This is a genomic window from Microbacterium sp. 01T413_2, from assembly GCF_056398985.1.
Map to the genome: position 1 here is coordinate 63,661 of NZ_JBFTQL010000008.1, position 14,879 is coordinate 78,539.

Below are 14,879 nucleotides of genomic sequence, written 5' to 3' on the forward strand. Positions count from 1 at the left end.
GCTGAACGCGCGATGAGGTGCGCCTTCCTGGTGCCGGAGCGATCCCAGGCCTAGCCTGAGGTCATGGAAACCCTGCGCCACATCGTGCTGTTCGTCCATCTGATCGGCTTCGCGACGCTGTTCGGCGCATGGGCCGTGCAGGCCTTCGGCGGCAAGAAGCAGATGACCGGCCTGATGAACACCGGTCTCGCGATCGCCGGCGTCGCCGGGCTCGTGCTCGCCGCCCCGTGGGGACTGCCCGAGGGCGTGAGCATGAACTACGCCAAGATCGGCACCAAGCTCGTGATCCTGCTGATCATCGGCGCGTTGATCGGCATCGGCTCGGCCCGGCAGAAGCGCGGCCAGGCCGTCCCGCCGGCGATGTTCTGGCTCGTCGGCATCCTGACCGCCGCGAACGCCGGTATCGCCGCCATCTGGTGACGCCGCGCTGACCTCCTGACAGCCATCGAGAACGCGGGATCCGAGCCGTCGGGTCCCGCGTTCTCGCGTTTCCGGATCCGCGATGTCAGGATCCGGCCCGCGGACCAACCTCTACGGTGAGAGTCGAGAACGGCTCGGGAAGAGAGGGCTCCGCATGACCCGAATCGCGACGAAGCGTCACCGCCGCACGATCACCGTCCTCGCCGTCGCCGCGCTGGTCGCGCCGATCGCGGGGTGCGCGACGCCCCCCGCGAGCGCGACTGGACCGAAGCCCGCAGGCACGACCGCGACCGCACCGACATCGGATCTGCCTGCGAAGGACATCGCGCACTGGACGATGCCGATGGATCCCTATTCGACGGTGATGCTCGAGCACCTTTCGAACTACGCGGAGAACCGGCGTATGGAGACCTGCCTCAGCAAGGAGGGCTTCAGCTGGCCGATCCCCGTCGAGCCCACCGACGATGCGAGTTATCTCGTCTTCCCGAAGAACAAGTCGTCCTTCCCCGCGTTGACCATGGAGATCGCCAAGCAGTTCGGCTACACCGCGAACTACATGCCGGGAATTTGGCTCGAAGACGGTTACCAGAGCTTCACCAAGCTGAACCGGATCGCGGAATCCTCCCCCGGGTTCGAACCGGTGTTCCAAGCGTGCTTGGACGAGAGCCGCAAGACCTTCGACGTCATCAAGGTGTCCGATATCTCCAGAACTTCGGGGATGTGGATGTATGAGAACTCGAAGAAGGTGCCGCAGGATCCGGCGGTGCAGAAGGCGGCCGCGTCCTGGAAGGAGTGCATCGCGGCCGCCGGCTACGACGTCTCCCTCTCCGCGCCCGTCGGAGACGAGGGTGAGTGGATGCCGACGCAGAAGCTCGGCATCGAGCTCGGGTTCTTCGCGCCGCCGCCGTCAGAGTTTCCCACCAACGGACGCACGTACGGCGACACCGAGGTCGATCCCGACACTGCCGGTCCGCGCAAGACGACGCCGGCCGAGATCGAACTCGCCGTCGCCGACGCGACCTGCCGCGACTCCAGCGGCTGGACGAAGACCTACTACGACGCCCAGTGGGACGCCGAGGTCAGGGTCGTGCAGAAGCACGCGGACCAGCTGAAGATGATGAAGGCCGACATTGAGACGCTCACGGCCCAGGCCCGGCAGATCATCGCCGACAACCCGCCGCTGCACTGATCCGGATCCGACGGGAACTCCCAAACATGCACGCGAATCCTCCGGGCGCAGTTCCTCCGGGAACCCCGGCCGTCGCGCGTCGGGCCGCCTTCGAGGCGCTCTTCGCCGAGCACCACACAGCGGTGCTGCGCTATGTCGAACGACGCGTCGACGACCGCGAACACGCCAGAGAACTGACGATGGACTGCTTCGAGATCGCCTGGCGACGGTTCGACGAGCGCGAGCCGTACCGCCGTCCATGGTTGCTGCAGACCGCGCGAAACCTCGTCGGCGACGCGTATCGCAAGCGCGACCGCGAGCGCGAGGGCCTGCGAGATCTCGCCACCGCGGCACGGCCGAGCGACGACCTCGCGCACCTGGAGCTGCGCCACGCGCTGTCCCTGTTGCGCCGCGGCGACCGCGAGGTGCTCGAGCTCCACTACTGGGACGGCCTCAGCGCCGACGAAATCGCCGAGGTCGTCGGCTGTCGCACGGCGACTGCCTGGAAGCGGCTGAGCCGCGCACGGGCGGCCCTGCGGATCCTGCTGCAGGAGCCCGCGGCGGTTCCCCCGCCACGGTTGGATCGGGATCCCGGATCCGACCGAAGACCATCCGCACCGACGCCCGGGGAAGGGGTGATGACGTATGCCGCTGACTGACGACCTGCTCGAAACACTGATCCGCGAGGCGGATCCTGCATCGACGCCGATCGGCCTCGAGCCGACCGCCGCGGACTGGGCCCGCCTGCGTCTGATGCTCGAGGACGCCACCCAGACGTCTCCCACGGGCTCGACGCGGCGGGCAACCATCGGCGACCGTGTCGCGGCACTGCGCCGGCGCGCCCGTGCTTCCCTTCCCCTCCGGATCGCGCTGCGCGCCGCGTGGGCGGTCCCGGCGCTCGCCGCCGTCCTCGCGATCGGGCTCGCCATCGGACCGCTGACCGCTGCGCCCGCTTACGCGGTCACGCCGCCCGCGCTGGTGGCGCAGCCGATCACCCAGACCGCGGACGAGGTGCTCGCGACGTCGATCGCCGCGCTGCAAGCGGCACAGGAACGCACCGCTACGCGCGACTCCCTGGTGGTGCGCTGGGCGATGCGCGACGATGGCAAGCCCGATCCGGTGATCGTGCCGGAGTGGCAGGAATGGGTGTGGGATGCGGATGGCACCGGCCATCTCGAGTCGCGGACCGGCGCGCCTTACTCCGTCACGAAGGACGGCACGATCGTCCCGCCCGCCGGGGAAGCTCCGAAGGAGGGTTCGCCCCTGCCGGGCACCGGGCATCACAGTTCCAACCTCTTCTTCGCCGAACCTCCCTCTGACGCGGCGGGCCTGAGGGCCTACATCGAGGATCGGGTCGGGCCGTCCGGGAGCGCCGACGCGCTCGCGATCTGGGGTGTCGTGAGCTCGATCCGGGACAGCTGGGCGCTGAGCCCGGCGCAGCAGGCCGCGGCGCTGCAACTGGTGCGCGACGCGGGCGGTGTCAGCGTGCTGGGTTCGGTGACGGACCGACTCGGCCGCCCCGGAATCGCTCTGAAGATCGCCTCTACGAAGCGACCGCAGTTCACCGCGACCCTGGTGCTCGACACGTCGACGCACGAGATCATCGCCGCCGACACCATCTACGCGGGCGGATCCACGATGAAGCTGAAGGTCGCGCCCGGATCGGTGATCGAATACAAGGCCTGGCTGTCGCACTGACAGGCGCATCTCGGATCCGGTCGGAGGGGACCCGACCGGATCCGAGGCGCGTCGCCGTCACACTCCGCCGTGCTCGCGTGTCCACCTGTGGACTCGCTGAACGCCGGGCGTAGACTCCCCCGTGCTCGTCGCACGGCTGGGGACCCGACGAGCGCATTCGACGCACCGACCGGAGGACTGCATGAGCACCGCCACGACCGCACCCGCCAACCCCCGATCGCGGGTGATCCTCGCGAGCCTCATCGGCACGACGATCGAGTTCTACGACTTCTACGTCTACGCGACCGCCGCGGTGCTCGTCTTCCCGATCCTGTTCTTCCCGACCGGCAACGACACGACCGCGTTGCTCGCGTCGTTCGGCGTGTTCGGCGCCGCGATGATCGCGCGCCCCATCGGCGCCATGGTGTTCGGCCACTTCGGCGATCGCTACGGGCGCAAAGCCACCCTCGTCGCCTCTCTGCTCACGATGGGCATCGCCACCTTCCTCATCGGCCTGCTGCCGACGTTTCAGCAGATCAACTGGTGGGCGGCGCTGCTGCTGCTGATCCTGCGCCTGGCGCAGGGCTTCGCGCTGGGCGGCGAGTGGTCGGGGGCTGCGCTGGTCGCCACCGAGAACGCCCCCGAGGGAAAGCGCGCCTGGTACGGATCCTTCCCCCAGCTCGGCGCCCCGCTCGGCTTCATCATCGCGAACGGCCTGTTCCTGACCATCAATGCGCTGCTGCCGCACGCCTCCGACCCGACGCTGAAGTCGGAGGCATTCCTCAGCTGGGGCTGGCGCGTGCCGTTCCTGTTCTCCGCCGTGATGGTGATCATCGGGCTGTGGGTGCGTCTCAAGCTCGTGGAGTCGGAGACCTTCAAGCGCGCCGAGGACAAGGGCACGATCCGCAAGCTGCCGCTCGCCACGGTGTTCCGTCATCACTGGAAGCACCTCATCCTCGGCACCTTCGTGATGCTCGCCACGTATGTGCTGTTCTACCTGATGACGAACTTCACCCTCTCGTTCGGCACCAAGCCGTGGTCGGTGGAGATCGCGTCCGCCGCGGCGCAGAAGGCCGCAGAGGCGAAGGGCGCCCCGTTCGACCCCGCCGCGTTCGCGGCGCAGTTCTACCCCGGCCAGGGCTTCGGCTACACCGACTTCGTGGTGATGCAGATCATCGGCGTCGTCTTCTTCGGAATCTTCACACTGCTCTCCGGCCCCTGGGCCGATCGGATCGGCCGCCGCAAGCTGCTGATCTGGACGACGATCGCGATCATCCTGTTCGGCTTCACGTTCCCGCTGTTCCTCGGACAGCACGCCGGCGAGCCGTTCGCCGTGGTGCTGACCCAGTCGTTCCTGATCCTCGGCTTCCTGCTCATGGGCACGACATTCGGCCCGATGGGCGCCTTGCTGCCCGAGCTGTTCCCCACCAACGTGCGCTACACGGGCTCGGCGGTCGCGTACAACGTGTCGTCCATCCTCGGCGCCGCCGTTGCCCCGCTCATCGCGGTGTGGCTGTGGCAGCTCGCGGACGGCTCGCCCGTCCTGGTCGGCATCTACCTGTCGTCGATGGCGGTGCTCACCCTCATCGCGCTGATCCTGATCCCCGAGACCAAGGACCACGCCTACGAGGACGATCTGGGCGTGCCCACTCTCCCTTGATCCGGCACTCGCCCGTGCGCGGCGCTGCATCATTTCCCTTGATGCAGCGCCGCGTATCTGTGTATTGGCGTGATTCGAATCCGCGCGCTTGACTGAGACCACCACCCGAAGAAGGCTCCCGTCGCATCTCGCGATCGGGGCAGCGAGGATCAGCCATGGCTCGGACAGAGGAGTCCCCGATGAGCGTTGAGATCGCCACATCCGCGATTCGTACCCAGAACTTCCGAAAGACGCTGGGACGACTGGACATCGTCCTGCTGTCGATCAGCGCGATCATCGCGATCGACACCGTCGCGCAGATCGCGGCCGGCGGCGGCGCGGAGGCGTTCACCTGGACCCTCGTGATCGGCATCACGTTCCTGCTGCCGTACGCGCTCGTGGTCGCCGAGCTCGGCAGCGCCTTCCACGAGGAGGGCGGCCCGTTCGTGTGGGTGCGCCTCGCGTACGGCAAGCTCGCCGCGGCGATCTCGACGATGTTCTACTGGATCACCAACCCGCTGTGGATGGGCGGGTCGCTCGTGTTCATCTCCGCCGCGACCTGGAACGCCTACATCTCCCCGCTCCCGGACGGATCGCCGGTCGACCTGCTGTTCAAGGTCGCGTTCATCTGGATCGCGATCGCGACCGCGATCGTCGGCCTGCAGTACGGCAAGCACATCGTCGCCGCGGGCGGCATCGTCAAGGTCGCGCTGCTCGTGATCTTCGTCGTCACGGTGGTCGTCTACGCGGCGAAGAACGGCGTGCACGGCTACGCGGTGGGCGACTTCTCCCCCACCGTCGGCGGCTTCCTCGCCGTTACGCCCGTGATCCTGTTCGCCGTCGTCGGCTTCGAGGCCCCGAACGGCGCCGCCGAGGAGATGCGCGACCCGCAGAAGGACGTCCCCCGTGCCGTCGCCACCTCGGGCCTGGTCTCGATCCTGTGCTACCTCGTGCCGATCTTTGCGATCCTCGCGGTGCTGCCCGCCGAGAAGGTGCAGGGTGCGAGCGGCCTGCTGGACGCGTTCAAGGAGGTCTTCACCGTCTACGGCGCCGCGTCCGGACCGCTGATGTTCATCGCCGCGCTGCTGTTCGTGTTCGTCGTGCTGACCCAGGCCAGCGCCTGGATGATCGCCTCCGATCGGGTGCAGGCCGCGGCCGGCGCCGACGGCGCGTTCTTCCGCTACTTCGGGAAGTTCTCCCCGCGCCTCGGCACCCCGGTGCGGATGAATCTGCTCTCCGGCATCATCGCGACCGTCTTCTGCGTCGCCGCGACCCTGTTGCTGAAGGGCGGCACCGCCGACGTCTTCACGGTCGTGCTGACGGTCGCGATCTCGACGCTGCTGCTGTCCTACCTGGTGATCTTCCCGACCGTCATCGCGCTGCGGAAGAAGTACCCGGACGTGCATCGTCCGTTCCGCGTCCCGGGCGGACGTGCGGGGCTGTGGGTCTGCACGGTCGTGATCTACGCCTGGGTCGTGCTCGGCTCCTGGGTCGCCGTGTTCCCCGGCACCCTCGAGGGAGTGCTCGGCGTGAAGTACGACTTCGTCGACACCTGGGGTGTGGACCGCGGCACGTTCGAGACCTTCACGATCGGCACCCTCGTCGTGATCACCGTGCTCGCCGTCGTCGGCTACCTGTACGAGCGGCGCCGCCCCGGATACGCTCCCGAGGACCCGGCCACCGCATCCGCGGCTGATCTCGAATCCGTCGCCGCCCAGGCCCGCGAAGCCTGACCGAAGAGGCCGGACGCGCCGACCCCCGCAGACCAGAACCGTCGCCCCGAGCCCGCCGCGGCTCGCCCCGAAGGAGATACCGTGAGCACCCCTCTGAACACCCCGCCGGCACACCCGCTGGATCCGCTGAGCGCCGCCGAGATCACCGCGGCGCGCGACCACCTGGTCGCCGAGGGCCGCCTCGGCGAGACCGTGCGGGTTGCGTACCTCTCACTCCACGAGCCGGCCAAGGCCGCGCTCCGCGCCGGCGGAGCGATTCCGCGCGAGGCGCGCGCGATCCTGCTCGACACGGCCACGGGCGCGACCACTGATGTTCTGATCGACCTCGCCACCGCGAGCACGCTCTCGGCCGTCGACGTCGATCCGGCGCTGAGCGGCCAGGCTCCCGTGCTGATCGAGGAGTTCGAGGCGATCGAGGGGATCCTGAAAGCCGATCCGGGCTGGCAGGCAGCCCTCGCCTCCCGCGGACTCACGCCGGACGGCGTGCGCGTCGCGCCGCTGAGCGCGGGCATCTTCGACTACGAGGGCGAGGAGGGCAAGCGCCTGCTCCGCGGACTCGCGTTCGTGCAGCGCGACGAGCACGACTACGCCTGGGGCCACCCGGTCGACCAGCTGGTCGCGTTCGTCGACATGATCGAGCGCAAAGTCGTCCGGATCATCGACGACGGCCCGAGCGACGACCCGCTGACGAACGGCAACTTCGAGAGCCCGGAGCTCACCGGCGCGCTCCGCACCGACCTCAAGCCGCTGCACATCGTGCAGCCCGAGGGGCCGAGCTTCACGCTCGAGGGCAACGTGCTGCGCTGGCAGAAGTGGGACCTGCACGTGGGCTTCGACGCCCGCGAGGGACTGATCCTCGGCCAGATCGGCTTCGACGACCACGGTGTGCGCCGCTCCATCGTCGAGCGCGCCTCGATCGCCGAGATGGTCGTTCCCTACGGAGATCCGGCTCCCTACCGCTCCTGGCAGAACTACTTCGACACCGGCGAGTACCTCGTCGGACGCGACGCGAACTCGCTCGAGCTCGGCTGCGACTGCCTCGGCGAGATCACCTACCTCTCCCCCGTCGTCGCGGACGACTTCGGCAACCCGCGGGAGATCTCCCAGGGCATCTGCATCCATGAGGAGGACTTCGGCCTGCTCTGGAAGCACACCGACGAGTGGGCGCAGCACCGCTCCTCGCGGCGGCAGCGTCGCCTCGTGGTGAGCTTCTTCACGACCGTCGGCAACTACGACTATGGCTTCTACTGGTACTTCTACCTGGACGGCACGATCCAGTTCGAGGCCAAGGCAACGGGCATCGTGTTCACCGCGCGCTACCCCGGCGAGGGCTACCCTTACGCATCTCAGATCGCGCCGGGCCTCGCCGCACCGTTCCACCAGCACCTGTTCTGCGCGCGGCTCGACATGTCGGTCGACGGCGAGAGCAACGCCGTGCACGAGCTCGACCTGAAGCGCGTTCCGCAGGGCGAGGGCAACCCGCACGGCAATGCGTTCAGCCGCTCCCGTCGCGTGATCGGGCGAGAGTCCGAGGGGCGCCTGCGCGCGGACGGATCGCTCGGCCGAGTGTGGGAGATCGTCAACACCGAGAAGCACAACCACGTCGGCGAGCCCGTCGCGTACACGCTGTTCCCCGAGGGTCAGCCGACCCTGGCGGCGGCCGACGGATCCTCGATCAGCAAGCGCGCGGCCTTCGCGACCGAGCACCTCTGGGTCACCCGCTACGCGGAGGGCGAGCGCTACCCCGCCGGCGACTTCGTGAACCAGAGCGTCGGATCCCCCGGCCTCCCGGAGTACCAGAAGGCGGACCGCGGGATCGACGGCGAGGACATCGTGCTCTGGCACAGCTTCGGCCTGACGCACTTCCCGCGCACCGAGGACTGGCCGATCATGCCGGTGGACTACACCGGCTTCACGCTCAAGCCGACCGGCTTCTTCGACCAGAACCCGGCGCTCGACGTGCCGCCGTCGCCGAGCGGCCACGCCTGCGCGCACTGCGCCGAGGGCGAGTGCCACTGCTGACGGACGAACCTCAGCCCGCGAGCCTCACGCTGTGCCGAAGAGCTCGCGGGCCAGGGCTGCCACGGCGCGCGTCCTGGCCGTCGGCCGCACCCGCGCCACGCGGGCGAAGCACACCTCGAGGGCAGGCGCATCCCCCGCGATCCGGAGCGCCCGCAACTCTCCCCCGTCGTACGTGAGCGGCGCGAGCGGCACCTGGTTCAGTATCGAGTAGCCGTGCCCGCGGGCGACCAGGGAGCGCACGGTCTCGTAGCTGTGCGAGCTGTACCGCACTCGCGGAATCACGCCCGCGCCCTCCAGCATCCCCAGGAAGTACTCGCGCGACTGCGCCAGATCCAGCAGCACCAGCTCGGAGTCGGCGAGTTCGGTGAGCGCGACCTCCTCACGCGTCGCGAGAGGATGATCGGCCGCGAGGATCACGTGCGGCGGCGCGGAGAACAGCGGATCGAACGCAAGGTCGTGCACCCGGCCGAAGTCATAGACGATCCCGCCCTCGACCGCGCCGGACAGCAGCAGGTCGGTGGTGCCCTCCATGTCGGCCTCGATGATCTCGATCCGCAGCTCCGGGTGCTCCTGCTCGACGCGGGAGATCAGTCGTGGCAGCACGAACGGCGCGAGCGTGACGAAGCACGCCAGCCGCAGCGTGCCGCGCACCTGGTGGTGATGTCCGCGGACGGTGTCGGTCATCTCCTCGACCTGGGCGAGCACCGACTGCGCGTCATGCAGCAGCTGCTCCCCTGCCTCCGTCAGCGCGAGCCCCTTGCTGCGCTGCCGCACGAACAACTGCACGCCGAGCGAGCGCTCGAGCTGCGCGATCGCGGTCGACACGGCGGACTGAGCGACGTGCAGGTCGATCGATGCCTCGGTCATCGAGCGATGCGTCGCCGCCGTGACGAAGTACCTCAGCTGGACGAGGGTCATGTCGGCGCTCTGCAGTCTGGCCATGGCGAAAGAGTATCAATAGATCAGATGCAGGTCTTCGAATCTGTGAAGTGTACAGATGCCGCTCTCCTCGGGAGCATGGAGGAGCAGCAGTACCCGAGGCAGTAGAGGAACGGCGCAGTGGAGGAACGGATGTCGCACGAAGACGTGGAGGTGCTGGTCGTCGGCGCCGGCCAGGCGGGCATCGCGATGAGCGAGCACCTGAGCCGGGCGGGCGTGGAGCACCTCGTCGTGGAACGGGATCGGATCGCGGAGCGCTGGCGCTCCTGGCGGTGGGACTCGCTGGTCGCCAACGGCCCGGCCTGGCACGACCGCTTCCCCGGCCTGGAGTTCGACGTGGATCCGGACGCCTTCGCGGGCAAGGAGCAGGTCGCCGAGTATCTCGTTGCGTACGCCGAGAAGTTCCACGCACCGATCCGCACGGGTGTCGAGGTGCACAGCGTGCGCCGGCACGTGAACCGCCCCGGCTTCCGGGTGGAGACGGATGAGGGCACGATCGACGCCCGCTACGTGGTCGCCGCGACCGGGCCGTTCCAGCGTCCGATCATCCCGGCCGTCGTCCCGCAGGACGCGGGGATCCACCAGATCCACTCCAACCAGTACCGCAACCCGGCGCAGCTGCCGGAGGGCGCCGTGCTCGTGGTCGGCGCCGGATCCTCGGGCGTGCAGATCGCCGATGAGCTGCGCCGCTCCGGTCGCGAGGTCTACCTCGCGGTGGGCCCGCACGACCGGCCGCCACGGCGCTACCGCGGCCGCGACTTCTGCTGGTGGCTGGGCGTGCTCGGCAAGTGGGACATGGCCGCTCCACCCGTGGGCGCGGAGCACGTCACGATCGCCGTGAGCGGCGCGCGCGGTGGGCACACCGTCGACTTCCGCGCGCTGGCCGCGACCGGGGTCACGCTGCTCGGCCGCGCCGGCGACTACGAGGACGGCGTGCTCGCCATCGCGCCCGATCTGCGCGCCAACATCGCCGCGGGAGACGCGAATTACCTCTCGGTGCTCGACGAAGCCGACGCCTACGTGCTGCGCAACGGGCTGGACCTGCCGGAGGAGCCCGAGGCGCATGTGATCGGACCGGATCCGGAGAGCCTCACGCACCCGATCCTCTCGCTCGACCTGAAGGACGCCGGCATCACCTCGATCGTGTGGGCCACCGGCTTCGCGCTGGACTACTCCTGGCTGCAGATCGACCCTGAGGCCTTCGACGAGCGCGGTCGGCCGATCCACCAGCGCGGCGTCTCCGCGCAGCCCGGGATCTACTTCCTCGGGCTGCCCTGGCAGTCCCGCCGCGGCTCCAGCTTCCTCTGGGGCGTGTGGCACGACGCGCGCTACATCGCCGATCAGATCGGCATCCAGCGCGGCTATGCGGCCTACCCCGCCGCGACCGGCGCCACCGCCAGCGCCCAGGCCGACGTCACCCGGTCCGTCCCCGCCCTCGCACAGACAGGAGTCGCATGATGCCCACGCACACCCGCATCCGCCCGTTCAACACCAAGGTCACCTACCCCGAGCAGAACCTCGACAACGACCTCTGCCAGGCAGTCGTCGCGAACGGCGTCGTGTACCTGCGCGGCCAGATCGGTCAGGATCTGGAGACCCGCGAGTCGGTCGGGATCGGCGACGTCGAGGCGCAGGCCGAGAAGGCGATGGCGAACATCGCGATGCTGCTGGAAGAGGCCGGATCCTCCCTCGACGACATCGTCAAGGTCGTCGTCTACCTCATCGACCCGCGCTACCGGGAGACCGTCTACCGCGTGATGGGTCGCTGGCTCACCGGCGTCTTCCCGGTCTCGACCGGCCTCGTGGTGAGCGCGCTGGCCCGCCCGGAGTGGCTGGTCGAAATCGACGCGACCGCTGTGATCAGCAGCGCGGCCGATCGTGGGCCCGCCGCCGACGACGAGGCGGCGCGATGACGTTCTCGATCGTCGCGCGCGACGAGACCGGCGCCTTCGGATCCGCGATCTCGTCGTCCTCCCCCGCGGTCGCTGCGCGCTGCGTGCACCTGGCCGACGGCGTCGGCGCGGTGAACTCGCAGAACATCACGGATCCGCGCCTCGGCCCGATCCTGCTCGCCGCTCTGCGCGACGGCGCCTCGGCCGAAGAGGCGCTGGACGCCGTGACCGCAGGGACCGAGCACATCGCGTTCCGGCAGCTGCTGGCCGTCGACGCGCAGGGCCGCGCGGCGGTGTACTCGGGCGAGCGCGCGCTCGGCAACGTCGGCGCCGCCACCGGCGCGGGGGTCGCCGCGGGCGGCAACATGCTCGCCTCGACGGACATCCCGCAGCTCATGGTCGACGCGTTCGCCGCCGCCGAAGGCGAGCTCGAGCGGCGCCTGCTCGCGGCCATGCAGGCCGCCGTCACCGCGGGCGGCGAGGAGGGCCCGGTGCACTCGGCCGGGCTCTCTGTCGTGCATGACGCCGGCTGGCGCGTCACGGATCTGCGCGTGGACTGGACCGAGAGCGACCCGATCGCCGAGCTGGGCGAGCTGCTCGAGGTCTGGCTGCCGCAGCGCGACGCGTACATCACGCGCGGGATGGACCCGTCCGCCGCGCCGAGCTACGGGGTGCCCGGCGATGAGTGACGCCGCCGTCCACCCCGAGGCCCCCGCGGCCGGGTCGCCCGCCGACGTCGCCGCGCTCAAGGCCGCCGCGGACGCGAGCGTCGCCGCGGCCGCCACAGACCTGATCCGGCTGTCCGAGACGCTGCACGCGAACCCGGAGACGGCCTGGCAGGAGCACCGCGCCGCCGGCTGGGTCGGCGAGGCGCTGACCGCGGCCGGCTTCCAGGTCACTCCGGCGTATCTGGGTCTGGAGACGGCCCTGCTCGCCGAGACCGGATCCGGCCCCACGGTGATCGGGATCATGGCCGAGTACGACGCACTGCCCGGGCTCGGGCACGCATGCGGCCACAACCTCATCGCCGCCGGTGCCGTGGGCGCCGGGCTCGCGCTCGCGCCGCTCGCCGACGAGCTCGGCCTCACCGTACGCGTCTACGGCACCCCCGCGGAGGAGGGCGGCGGCGGCAAGATCGAGCTGATCGAGGCCGGCGCGTTCCGGGACCTCGACCTCGCGATGATGGTGCACCCCGCGCCCGTCGATGTCGCCGAGGCTCGGCCGTTCGCGGTCTCGCACAGCCACATCGCCTACGACGGGGTGTCGGCGCACGCCGCCGCCTATCCGGATCAGGGCGTCAACGCGAACGATGCGTTCCTCGTCGCGCAGGTCGCGATCGGGCTGCTCCGCCAGCAGCTGCCTGCCGACACCCGTGTGCACGGCGTGCAGACGGTCGGCGGCCACGCCCCGAACGCGATCCCGGAGCGCACCGAGGGCCGCTGGTACGTGCGCGCGAACTCGCTCGCGGAGCTGGAGGTCCTCGAGGAGCGCGTGAACCGCTGCTTCGAGGCCGGGGCGCTCGCCTCGGGCGCCACCCTGCGCGTCACGCCCGAGAGCAAGCCGTACTCCGAGTTCCGCACCGACGACCGCGCCCTCGCGTTCTATCGGGCCAACGCGATCGCACGCGGGCGCGTGTTCGCGGATCCGGAGGTCGCCGGGCGGATGAACCGGGCGTCCACCGACATGGGCAACGTGTCCCAGCTCGTCCCCGCGATCCACCCGTACATCGGGGTCGGCTCGCTGCCGTACGGCAACCACCAGAAGGAGTTCGCCGCCGCGTGCGTCGGCTCCGTCGCGGAGAAGGCGCTGCTCGACGCGGCGGTCCTCATGGCGTGGACCGTGATCGACGTCGCCACCGCCCGCGCGCGCGCTCCGATCCCCGAGAATGCTCTGAAGGAGAGTGCCTCATGACCACCATCGACTGGACCGCACGCAGCCGCGCGCTCGCGATCGACGGCCGTGCCGTGATCGACGGACGCCGCGTCGACGCGTCGGACGCTGCGACGATCGCGGTGCAGAGCCCCGGATCACTCGCGCACCTCGCCGATCTCGCCGCCGGCACAGCGGACGACGTCGACCGCGCGGTCGCGATCGCCCGGCGCGCGTTCGAGGAGGGCTCGTGGAGCCGGCGCAGCGCCGCCGACCGCGGCCGGGCGCTGATCCGTCTCGCCGACCTGATCATGGCGAACCTCGAGGAGCTCGCACTGCTCGAGACCCTCGACTCCGGCAAGCCGATCGCACAGACACTGACCGTCGACGTGCCCGGCACCGCCGAGACGTTCCGCTGGTACGGCGAACTGGCCGACAAGCGGTTCGACGAGATCCCGGCCACCCCACCCGGCTCGACCGCGCTCGTCCAGCGCGTGCCGCTCGGCGTGGTCGGCGCGATCACGCCGTGGAACTACCCTCTCGAGATCGCCGCGTGGAAGCTCGCGCCGGCGCTCGCGAGCGGAAACAGTGTCGTTCACAAGCCCGCGACCGAGACCTCGCTGACCGCACTGCGGCTCGCGGATCTGGCGCTCGAGGCGGGGATCCCCGCGGGTGTGCTCAATGTCGTGCCGGGGCGCGGATCCGTCGTCGGGGAGCGCATCGCGCTGCACCCGGACATCGATGTGCTCGCCTTCACCGGCTCGACGGCCGTCGCCAAGCGCCTCATGGTGAGCGCCGGGACCTCGAACATGAAGCGGGTCGCACTCGAGGCCGGCGGGAAGAGCTCGAACCTCGTGTTCGCGGATGCCGACCTCGAGGCCGCGGCCGCGAAGGCCGCGTTCGGCGCGTTCTACAACCAGGGCCAGGTGTGCTCCGCGAACTCGCGAATCCTGGTGCAGCGGTCGGTGCACGACGAGTTCGTCGCCCTGCTCGCCGCCGCCGCACGGGGCTACGCTCCCAGCGACCCGCTTGCGGGCAGCGATGGGAACGGCAGTCTGATCAGCCGCGCGCACGCCGACGAGGTCTCCGCCGCGATCGCCCAGGCGGCTGCGGACGGCAACCTGGTCGCGGGTGGCGATCGCGTGACGATCACCGGATCCGACGCGTACCTCAACCCCGCGATCGTCACCGGCCTCGGCGCGGACCATGACCTGCACCACGTCGAGGTGTTCGGCCCACTCGTGGCGGTACTCGGTTTCGACGACGAGGACGAAGCGGTCCGCCTCGCGAACGACACCGAGTACGGCCTCGCGGCCTCGCTGTGGACGACCGACTTCGGCCGCGCGCACCGGGTCTCGGAGCGGCTCGTCGCCGGCACCGTCTCGGTCAACACGGTCGATGCGCTGGGCCTCACGACGCCGTTCGGCGGGTTCCGGCAGTCGGGCTTCGGCCGAGACCTGTCGCGGCATGCGCTGGACAACTACACCGACTGGAAGACGACCTGGTTCCAGCACGGATGA

At 69.8% G+C, this 14,879-nt stretch carries 13 protein-coding genes; 12 read left to right on the forward strand and 1 reads right to left on the reverse strand.

Features of this window, described 5'->3' with window-relative positions; translation table 11 throughout:
• Positions 1-63: 63 nt before the first annotated feature.
• The 7 genes from AC1DMN_RS06770 (at position 64) to AC1DMN_RS06800 (ending at position 8,659) form a co-directional block, all read left to right on the forward strand.
• Positions 64-420: a Fe-S protein gene (locus AC1DMN_RS06770; RefSeq protein ID WP_441977242.1), complete on the forward strand. Its 357-nt coding sequence runs from the start codon at positions 64-66 to the stop codon at positions 418-420.
• Between the two features lie 154 nt (positions 421-574).
• Positions 575-1,609 carry a hypothetical protein gene (locus AC1DMN_RS06775; RefSeq protein WP_477230881.1) on the forward strand — a complete coding sequence of 345 codons (1,035 nt, stop codon included), beginning with the start codon at positions 575-577 and terminating at the stop codon, positions 1,607-1,609.
• 26 nt (positions 1,610-1,635) lie between these two features.
• On the forward strand, positions 1,636-2,247 hold the full coding sequence (locus AC1DMN_RS06780) for an RNA polymerase sigma factor (RefSeq protein WP_477230882.1): 612 nt from the start codon (positions 1,636-1,638) through the stop codon (positions 2,245-2,247).
• The gene (locus AC1DMN_RS06785) at positions 2,234-3,286 is read left to right on the forward strand and encodes a hypothetical protein (RefSeq protein WP_477230883.1); all 1,053 of its coding nucleotides are present in this window, start codon (positions 2,234-2,236) and stop codon (positions 3,284-3,286) included. The genes AC1DMN_RS06780 and AC1DMN_RS06785 overlap by 14 nt, the downstream gene beginning before the upstream one ends.
• 181 nt (positions 3,287-3,467) lie before the next feature.
• Entirely contained in the window at positions 3,468-4,925 is a 1,458-nt protein-coding gene (locus AC1DMN_RS06790; RefSeq protein ID WP_440733359.1) for an MFS transporter, read from the forward strand.
• A 179-nt stretch (positions 4,926-5,104) separates the two neighbouring features.
• Complete coding sequence (locus AC1DMN_RS06795) at positions 5,105-6,637, forward strand: APC family permease (RefSeq protein ID WP_477230884.1); 1,533 nt, start codon at positions 5,105-5,107, stop codon at positions 6,635-6,637.
• Between the two features lie 81 nt (positions 6,638-6,718).
• Positions 6,719-8,659: a primary-amine oxidase gene (locus AC1DMN_RS06800; RefSeq protein WP_477230885.1), complete on the forward strand. Its 1,941-nt coding sequence runs from the start codon at positions 6,719-6,721 to the stop codon at positions 8,657-8,659.
• Positions 8,660-8,683: 24 nt separating this feature from the next.
• Here AC1DMN_RS06800 and AC1DMN_RS06805 read toward each other — a convergent pair whose 3' ends face one another.
• On the reverse strand, positions 8,684-9,601 hold the full coding sequence (locus AC1DMN_RS06805) for a LysR substrate-binding domain-containing protein (protein ID WP_441977248.1): 918 nt from the start codon (positions 9,599-9,601) through the stop codon (positions 8,684-8,686).
• Between the two features lie 129 nt (positions 9,602-9,730).
• On the opposite strand from AC1DMN_RS06805, the gene AC1DMN_RS06810 reads away from it, so the two are divergent.
• The 5 genes from AC1DMN_RS06810 to AC1DMN_RS06830 are packed head-to-tail and all read left to right on the forward strand — an operon-like array spanning position 9,731 to position 14,879.
• The gene (locus tag AC1DMN_RS06810) at positions 9,731-11,056 is read left to right on the forward strand and encodes a flavin-containing monooxygenase (RefSeq protein ID WP_477230886.1); all 1,326 of its coding nucleotides are present in this window, start codon (positions 9,731-9,733) and stop codon (positions 11,054-11,056) included.
• On the forward strand, positions 11,056-11,511 hold the full coding sequence (locus AC1DMN_RS06815; RefSeq protein ID WP_477230887.1) for a RidA family protein: 456 nt from the start codon (positions 11,056-11,058) through the stop codon (positions 11,509-11,511). Before AC1DMN_RS06810 ends, AC1DMN_RS06815 begins: the two co-directional genes overlap by 1 nt.
• Positions 11,508-12,179, forward strand: a complete 672-nt coding sequence (locus AC1DMN_RS06820) for a DUF1028 domain-containing protein (protein ID WP_477230888.1) — start codon at positions 11,508-11,510, stop codon at positions 12,177-12,179. Before AC1DMN_RS06815 ends, AC1DMN_RS06820 begins: the two co-directional genes overlap by 4 nt.
• A complete protein-coding gene (locus AC1DMN_RS06825; RefSeq protein WP_477230889.1) occupies positions 12,172-13,401 on the forward strand; it encodes an amidohydrolase in 1,230 nt (409 codons plus the stop codon). Before AC1DMN_RS06820 ends, AC1DMN_RS06825 begins: the two co-directional genes overlap by 8 nt.
• The gene (locus tag AC1DMN_RS06830; RefSeq protein WP_477230890.1) at positions 13,398-14,879 is read left to right on the forward strand and encodes an aldehyde dehydrogenase family protein; all 1,482 of its coding nucleotides are present in this window, start codon (positions 13,398-13,400) and stop codon (positions 14,877-14,879) included. Before AC1DMN_RS06825 ends, AC1DMN_RS06830 begins: the two co-directional genes overlap by 4 nt.

Bases quoted from the DNA above. Each gene is read 5' to 3' on its own strand.
- AC1DMN_RS06770 (WP_441977242.1), top strand. From the start codon at position 64: ATGGAAACCCTGCGCCACATCGTGCTGTTCGTCCATCTGATCGGCTTC.
- AC1DMN_RS06775 (WP_477230881.1), top strand. From the start codon at position 575: ATGACCCGAATCGCGACGAAGCGTCACCGCCGCACGATCACCGTCCTC.
- AC1DMN_RS06780 (WP_477230882.1), top strand. From the start codon at position 1,636: ATGCACGCGAATCCTCCGGGCGCAGTTCCTCCGGGAACCCCGGCCGTC.
- AC1DMN_RS06785 (WP_477230883.1), top strand. From the start codon at position 2,234: ATGCCGCTGACTGACGACCTGCTCGAAACACTGATCCGCGAGGCGGAT.
- AC1DMN_RS06790 (WP_440733359.1), top strand. From the start codon at position 3,468: ATGAGCACCGCCACGACCGCACCCGCCAACCCCCGATCGCGGGTGATC.
- AC1DMN_RS06795 (WP_477230884.1), top strand. From the start codon at position 5,105: ATGAGCGTTGAGATCGCCACATCCGCGATTCGTACCCAGAACTTCCGA.
- AC1DMN_RS06805 (WP_441977248.1), bottom strand. From the start codon at position 9,601: ATGGCCAGACTGCAGAGCGCCGACATGACCCTCGTCCAGCTGAGGTAC.
- AC1DMN_RS06810 (WP_477230886.1), top strand. From the start codon at position 9,731: ATGTCGCACGAAGACGTGGAGGTGCTGGTCGTCGGCGCCGGCCAGGCG.
- AC1DMN_RS06815 (WP_477230887.1), top strand. From the start codon at position 11,056: ATGCCCACGCACACCCGCATCCGCCCGTTCAACACCAAGGTCACCTAC.
- AC1DMN_RS06820 (WP_477230888.1), top strand. From the start codon at position 11,508: ATGACGTTCTCGATCGTCGCGCGCGACGAGACCGGCGCCTTCGGATCC.
- AC1DMN_RS06825 (WP_477230889.1), top strand. From the start codon at position 12,172: ATGAGTGACGCCGCCGTCCACCCCGAGGCCCCCGCGGCCGGGTCGCCC.
- AC1DMN_RS06830 (WP_477230890.1), top strand. From the start codon at position 13,398: ATGACCACCATCGACTGGACCGCACGCAGCCGCGCGCTCGCGATCGAC.